The organism is Brooklawnia sp., assembly GCF_049651565.1.
Classification (GTDB): domain Bacteria; phylum Actinomycetota; class Actinomycetes; order Propionibacteriales; family Propionibacteriaceae; genus Brooklawnia.
Window position 1 is genome coordinate 1 of the sequence record NZ_JBASCI010000093.1, and the last position, 7,348, is coordinate 7,348.

Here is a 7,348-nt window from a genome sequence, read left to right on the forward strand (position 1 = left end):
GCATGGAAGACCTCTGTTTCGTGAAATGGGTTCTGTCGTAAGTCCCACACTTCACTCAGAGGTCTTCCCCTATGTCCAGCAGACCCGCCGCGCGTACTCAATCTCCGTGGTCAGTACAGCTAGGCGCTACCGGGCGTACTTCGTCTTGGCCCGCTCCAGACCGACCACGTAGCCGGATCGGGCGTATGCGGTGGCGTCCGCCTCTGTCGGCACCGCCAGCATGCCGCGCGCCCGGTCGAGGTTGAGCCCGCGGCGTCCCAGCCAGGACTGGACACCGTCGACCAACTGGCCGGCATAGTCGGCGCCATGCCTCACCAGCGCGGCCGTGGTCATCACCACATCCGCACCGGCCAGCAGGTACTTGATGACGTCCTCGACCGTCTCGACCCCGGTCGTCGCGGCCAGCGAGGCATTCACCCGGCCGTACAGCGCCGAGATCCAGCTACGCGGCAGCTTCGCCTCCTCCTGGCTGCTCAGGCCGAACCCGGGCACCACCGCCATCTGGTCGAGGTCGATGTCGGGCTGCAGGTACCGGTTGAACAGCACCAGGGCGTCGGCACCGGCGGCATCCAACGCCACCGCCATCTTGCCGAAGCTGGAGAAGTACGGGCTCATCTTCATCGCCACCGGCACGGTGACCCGCGACTTGACCTCGTCGAGGATGTCCAGGTGCCGCTGCTCCACCTCGCGGGCCGGCGTGCTGATGTCACCGGGCACGTAATACACGTTCAACTCGATCGCGGCCGCCCCGGCGTCCTGCATCCGGCGGGCGTTCTGCGTCCAGTCGCCGGTGCTCGACCCGTTCAGGCTGGCGATCAGCGGCACGTCGACGAGCGGCGCGGCCTTCTCGATCAGCTCCAAGTAGGTGCGAGTCAGCCCCGACCCGTTGCTGGGCGCGGTCGGGAAGTAGGTCAGCGCCTCGAAGAAGCTCTCCGTCCCCTGCTCCTCCAGCCGGGTCTCCTGCTGCGCCTCGTGCCGTAGCTGCTCCTCGAACAGCGAGTACATCACTATCGCGCCGACGCCACCGGCCGCGAGCGACCGGATGCCGTCCACCGTCTGGCTGAGCGGCCCGGCCGAGGCGACCAGCGGGTTGCGCAGCCACAGCCCCATGTACCGGGTCCGGGTGTCGACCGGTCGGGGCTGGACGCGGTCCTCGACCACGTACGCGCTTGTCGGCGACAACTGGTCGGTTGCGCTGCTGCCCATCACCACCTTCTGGCGGTGCGACTCGGCGGCCGCCCGCAGCGCCTCAGGGTCGAACTTCGACATCATCGTGCCTCCTTCCGCGGATCAGCCTTCCGCGCGTCCGCGCTGAACATCTCGGCGGGACGGCCGGCCATCATCTCGTACTCCTGGTACCGCCGCAGCACGTGCTCCTGCCCGAGGTCCAGCAGCCGCTGCGCCTCCTCCGGATCGGACTGCCGCAGCATCTTGTACCGCAGCTCGTTCTTCCGGTAGTCCTTCAACGGGATCCGCGGCCGCGGCGAGTCGAGCAGGAACGGGTTGTGGCCCGCGTTGCGCAGCACCGGGTTGAACCGCATCAGCGGCCAGTGCCCCGAGGCCACCGCCTTGTACTGCTGCTCCAGGCCCTTGCGCATGTCGATGCCGTGGCTGATGCAGTGGCTGTAGGCGATGATCAGGCTCGGACCGTCGTACGCCTCCGCCTCCCGGAACGCCTTCAGCGTCTGCTGCGGGTCGGCGCCCATCGCGACCCGCGCGACGTAGACGTGACCGTAGGCCACCGCCTGCATCGCCAGGTCCTTCTTGTTGGTCGTCTTGCCCGCCGTGGCGAACTTCGCCACCGCGCCCAGCGGGGTCGACTTGGACGACTGGCCGCCGGTGTTCGAGTAAACCTCGGTGTCCATCACCAGGATGTTCACATTGCGACCGGACGCCAGCACGTGGTCCAGACCGGCCGAACCGATGTCGTAGGCCCAGCCGTCGCCGCCGACGATCCAGACCGACCGGCGCAGCAGGTGGTCGGCCACCGACTTCAGGTCCTCGACCAGCGGGCCGTCAAGTTCGTCCAGCCGCTCGTTCAGCCGCAGCATCAGCCCGTACTGGACCCGCAGCTCGTGCATGGTCTCCTGCGGGCCGTACAGCAGTCCGTCCACCAACTCGTCGTCGGCGATCTCGGCGCGCAGCTGCGCCAGCCGGGTGCGGGCCAGCTCGTTGTGCAGGTCGGCGGCCAGCCGCATGCCCAGCCCGAACTCGGCGTTGTCCTCGAACAGCGAGTTGGACCAGGCCGGGCCGCGTCCCTCATAGTTCTTGGCCCACGGCGTGGTCGGCAGGTTGCCGCCATAGATGGACGAGCAGCCGGTGGCGTTGGCCACCTGCAGCCGGTCACCGAACAGCTGGGTGAGCAGCTTGAGGTACGGCGTCTCACCGCAACCCGAGCAGGCCCCGGAGAACTCGAACAGCGGGGTCAGGAACTGCACACCGCGCACCGAGCCGTAGTTCACCCGACTGCGCCGCGGCCGGGGCAACGACTCGAAGAACTGCACGTTCTCGCGCTGCTTCGACCGCTCCAGCACCGGCGCCAGATTGATCGCCTTGCGGTGCGGTTGACCGATCGGCGAGACCGGGCAGGCCTCCACGCACAGGCCGCAGCCGGTGCAGTCCTCGGCGTAGACCTGCAGGGTGTAGCGGGTGTGCGGCAGCCCGGCGGCGTCCAGCGGCGCCGACTGGAAGCTGGCCGGAGCACCCTCGAGGTGATCGGGCTCGTAGTACTTGGCCCGGATCACCGAGTGCGGGCAGACGAACGAGCAGTTTCCGCACTGGATGCAGGTCTCGGGATCCCAGACGGCGATGACGTCGGAGATGTTCCGCTTCTCGTACTTGGTGGTGCCGCTGGGGTACGAACCGTCGACCGGCAGCTTGCTGACCGGCAGGTCGTTGCCGCGGTCGATCAGCATTGCCGCGGTGACGTCCCGGACGAAGTCCGGCGCGTCCTCGGGCACTGGCGCCAGGTAACCGTGCTCGCTGGTGACGCGGTCGGGGACCTCGATCCGGTGCAGTTGCGCGACGGCGCTGTCGACCGCCACGTGATTCTTGCGGACGATCTCGGCCGACTTGCGGGAGTAGGTCTTGGTGATCGCGTCCTTGATCTTGCCGATCGCCTCATCCCGGGGCAGGACGCCGGAGATCGCGAAGTAGCAGGTCTGCAGGACGGTGTTGGTGCGCCCGCCCAGACCGGCCAGCCGGGCCACCTCATTGGCGTTGATCGCGTGGACCTCGATGCCGAGATCAATGATCCGCTGCTGCATCGGGGCGGGCAGCCGGTCCCAGATCTCATCGGCGGGGAACGGGGCGTTGAGCAGCAGCGTGGTGCCGCCCACCCGCTCGCCCTCGGCGTCGTAAACCGCCGGCCGGGCGTACTCCAGCACATCGATCCGCTCCAGGATGGACCAGTGGTGGCAGCCGATAAATCCGGCCTTGTTCACCAGGTAGGGCGCCTTGATCGGGTCGGGCCCGAACCGCAGGTGGCTGGTCGTGCGCGACCCGGACTTCTTGGAGTCGTAGACGAAGTAGCCCTGGGCGTAGGTGTCGGGATCAGAACCGAGAATCTTGATCGTGTTCTTGTTCGCCCCGACCGTGCCGTCCGAACCCAGGCCGTAGAAGATCGCGCGCTTGGTGGCCGGGTCCTCCAGGTCGATGGTCGGATCGTAGTCGAGCGACAGCAGAGTGACGTCGTCCTTGATGCCGACGGTGAAGCGCGGACGCGGCGCGGCCTTGGCCAGTTCATCGAAGACCGCAACCGCCATCGCTGGGGTGAAGTCCTTGCTCGACAGCCCGTAGCGGCCACCGATGATCCGCGGCAGGTGCTCGCGCTGCCCCAGGCTGACCGCCTCGGCGAGCGCCGCGGTGACGTCCAGGAACAGCGGCTCACCGCCGGAGCCGGGCTCCTTGGTGCGGTCGAGGACGGCGATCTTGCGCACCGACGCCGGGATGGCGGCCAGCAGTGCTGCCACCGGGAACGGCCGATAGAGCCGGACGATCAACATGCCGACCTTCTCGCCGCTGGTGCGCAGGTGACGGACCGCCTGCTCCACCACTTCGGCGCCGGAGCCCATCACGATCACCATGCGTTCGGCATCGGGGTCACCGATGTAGTCGACCAGGTGGTAGTGGCGTCCGGTCAGGGCGGCGAACCGGTCCATCTGCTCCTGCACGATGCCGGGCGTGGCCAGGTAGAACGGGTTCGCCGACTCGCGTCCCTGGAAGTACACGTCGGGGTTCTGCGCGGTGCCGCGGATGAACGGGTGCGCCGGGCTGAGAGCCCGCTCGCGGTGCTCCAGCACCAGCCGGTCGGGCACCATGGCGCGGAGCTGGTCGTCGTCCAGCATCTCGCAGGTGTTCAGCTCGTGGCTGGTGCGGAAGCCGTCGAAGAAGTGCATGAACGGCACGCGGGTGTGCAGGGTGGCGGCCTGCGCGATCAGGGCGTTGTCGTGGCACTCCTGCACCGAGTTGGACGCCAGCATCGCCCAGCCGGTCTGCCGGGCGGCCATCACGTCCTGGTGGTCCCCGAAGATCGACAGGCCTTGGGCGGCCAGCGAACGGGCCGCCACGTGCATCACGGTGCTGGTCAGCTCGCCGGCGATCTTGAACATGTTCGGGATCATCAGCAGCAGGCCCTGGGACGCGGTGAACGTCGTCGACAGGGCACCGGCCTGCAGCGCGCCGTGCATGGCGCCAGCCGCGCCGGCCTCGGACTGCATCTCGATCACGCTCGGGATCTGGCCCCAGATGTTGGGCCGGTCGACCGCCGCCCACTCGTCGGCCAGTTCGGCCATCGGCGAGCTCGGGGTGATCGGGTAGATCGAGCACAGCTCGTTGACCCGGAAGGCAACATCGGCCGCGGCGGTGTTGCCATCGATGATGGAGCGTTCGGTGGGCTTGGCGGCCGGTTCATCCCGGTCGAGATTGGCGACCGGGTCCTCGGCACCCAGCATGTTCGGGTGGGGAGCCGGGATCTTGGCTTCGGCAGTGGTAGTCATCACTTCTCCGCAATCATCTCAATGGCGTGCACGGGGCACTGTTCGTAGCAGGTGGCGCATCCGGTGCACTTGGCGTAGTCGAAGCGGTAGCGGTGGCCCTTGCCGAGCTTGATGATGGCGTCCTCTGGGCAGGCGCCGTAGCAGCCGTCGCACTCGAAGCAGTTGCCGCACGACAGGCAGCGGCGCGCCTCGAACTCGGCTTCCTCGTTGGTCAGCCCGGCCACGACCTCACCGAAGTCCTGGACGCGCTCGGCAGGCGACAGCTCGTGCTGGATCGAGCGCGGGTGGTCGCCGAAGTACCACAGGTTCAGGTCGTCGAAGCCGACGATCGGGTGCTTGATCTTGGGTGCCTCCTGGCGACGGTTCAGCCAGGCATCGATCCTCTTGGCCGCCTTCTTGCCGTGCCCGACACCGATGGTGACGGTGCGTTCGGACGGCACCGCGTCGCCGCCGGCGAAGATGCCCGGCACGTCGGTCATCAGGGTGGCCGGGTCGACCTGCACCACATCGTCGACGAACCGCAGGCCGGGGATGTTGCGCAGGAAGCCGGTGTCGGCGACCTGGCCGACGGCCATGATGACGGTGTCGGCGGGCAGCTTCTCGTAGGTGCCGGTGCCGCGCGGCTTGCCCCACTCGTCGAGTTCCATGATCTCGACCTCGATCTGTTCGGAGACCTCGCTGATGGTGCGCAGCCAGTGCACCTTCACGCCCTCCCGCTCGGCGTCGGCCAGCTCTTCGGCGTGCGCCGGCATCTGTTCCTGGGTGCGCCGGTAGATGATGACCGCCTCTTCGGCGCCCATCCGGCGGGCCACCCGTGCGGCGTCCATGGCGGTGTTGCCGCCACCGTAGACCGCCACCCGGCGGCCGATCTTCGGCTTCTCACCGGAGGCGACGTTGCGCAGGAAGTCGACGGCGTCGACCATCTTGCCGGCGTCCATGCTCGGGATCTCGACCCGCTTGGACAGGTGGGCGCCGATCGCGATGAAGACTGCGTCGAACCGGCCCGACCGCTGTTCCTCGAGCAGATCCTGCACGGGGTGGTTGAGCGCGATCTTCACCCCGAGGTCCTGGATTCGCCGGATCTCGGCGTCCACCACGTCGCGCGGCAGCCGGTACTCGGGGATGCCGTAGCGCATCATGCCGCCGGGCAGCTCACCGGCGTCCCGGATCTCGACCTCATGGCCGACGCGGGCCAGGTGGTAGGCGGCCGACAGGCCGGACGGGCCGGCGCCGACCACCAGGACGCGGTAGCCGGTGTTGTTGCGGGGTGCGCTGAAGGTCCAGCCGCGCTCGATCGCCAGGTCACCCAGGTAGCGCTCGACGGAGTGGATGGAGACCGCGGAGTCGAGTTCGACGCGGTTGCAGGCGGTCTCGCACGGGTGGTAGCAGACTCGGCCGTGGATCGCGGGGAACGGGTTGTCGCGGACGAGTTGGCGCCAGGCGGCCTCCGGCTCGTTCTCCTTGATCAGGCGCAGCCACTCCTGGATGTTCTCGCCGGCGGGGCAGGCGTTGTTGCAGGGCGGCAGCAGGTCGACGTAGATCGGCATCCGGGTGCGTACCGGCCCAACCCGGCCAGCACCCTCCGCCAGGTCAGGCAGTGAGGTGATGTCAGGACGTCCATCAAACATTGGAAAGCCATTTCCTATCTGGTTGGTTCGGCAGCCTCGACGTCCGGGTGGGGGCGCGTTCCTGGCCGACAACCGCTGTGTGACCACACCTCGCAAGAGGCGACTTGTTGCCGCAACATCCTACTAACCGGCCTTGCGGCCGCTGACCGCGGCCCCCACTATTCGTCGTGGTCGGCGAGCGCCGCCTCCAGACGTTCCACTTTGCCGGTCAGCTCCCCGCTGTAACCGGGCCGGATGTCGGCCTTGAGGACGAGCGAGACCCGCGGGCCGTAGCGTCCCACCGCGTCGCAGGCCTGCTTGACAACCGACATCACTTCGTCCCACTCGCCCTCGATGGTGGTGAACATCGAGTCGGTGTGATTGGGCAGGCCGGATTCACGGACCACCCGGATCGCGGCGGCGACGGCTTCGTGCACCGAGCCGCCCTCGCCTGAGCTGGATGGGCTGACCGAGAAGGCTACGAGCATGCCCTCAGGCTAGACCGGTTGGCCGGGCGTCGGGCTAGGGTGGCGAGGTTGCGCGGAACTCATCGCAGGGGAGCTGATCGGGTGCCTGAAGGTCACGTCATCCACCGGCTGGCCGCCGGACTGAACGAACGCTTCCGCGGCCGGCCGGTCAGGGTGGCCAGTCCGCAGGGACGCTTCGCCGCCGCCGCCGAGCTGCTGGACGGCAGCCGGCTGCTCGGCGCCGACGCGGTCGGCAAGCACCTGCTGATCGACTTCG

General features: G+C 68.1%; 4 protein-coding genes and 1 pseudogene. 1 reads left to right on the top strand and 4 read right to left on the bottom strand.

Going from position 1 to position 7,348, the window contains the following annotated elements; all coding sequences use genetic code 11:
* Nucleotides 1-126 precede the first annotated feature (126 nt).
* From WBL05_RS04435 to WBL05_RS04450, 4 genes are all read right to left on the bottom strand, one after another.
* Nucleotides 127-1,269, bottom strand: coding sequence for a dihydroorotate dehydrogenase-like protein (locus WBL05_RS04435; RefSeq protein ID WP_424224027.1), 1,143 nt, complete (start codon nucleotides 1,267-1,269; stop codon nucleotides 127-129).
* Nucleotides 1,269-4,997 (bottom strand): pyruvate:ferredoxin (flavodoxin) oxidoreductase, encoded by a 3,729-nt coding sequence (gene nifJ / locus WBL05_RS04440; RefSeq protein ID WP_424224024.1) that lies wholly within the window; start codon nucleotides 4,995-4,997, stop codon nucleotides 1,269-1,271. Before nifJ ends, WBL05_RS04435 begins: the two co-directional genes overlap by 1 nt.
* Nucleotides 4,997-6,625 carry an NAD(P)-binding protein gene (locus WBL05_RS04445; protein ID WP_424224025.1) on the bottom strand — a complete coding sequence of 543 codons (1,629 nt, stop codon included), beginning with the start codon at nucleotides 6,623-6,625 and terminating at the stop codon, nucleotides 4,997-4,999. The genes nifJ and WBL05_RS04445 overlap by 1 nt, the downstream gene beginning before the upstream one ends.
* 158 nt (nucleotides 6,626-6,783) lie before the next feature.
* Nucleotides 6,784-7,092 (bottom strand): thiamine-binding protein, encoded by a 309-nt coding sequence (locus WBL05_RS04450; protein WP_424224026.1) that lies wholly within the window; start codon nucleotides 7,090-7,092, stop codon nucleotides 6,784-6,786.
* An 81-nt stretch (nucleotides 7,093-7,173) separates the two neighbouring features.
* Between WBL05_RS04450 and WBL05_RS04455 the strand changes: the two are divergent.
* Nucleotides 7,174-7,348: pseudogene (locus tag WBL05_RS04455) on the top strand (Fpg/Nei family DNA glycosylase); the annotation flags it as partial.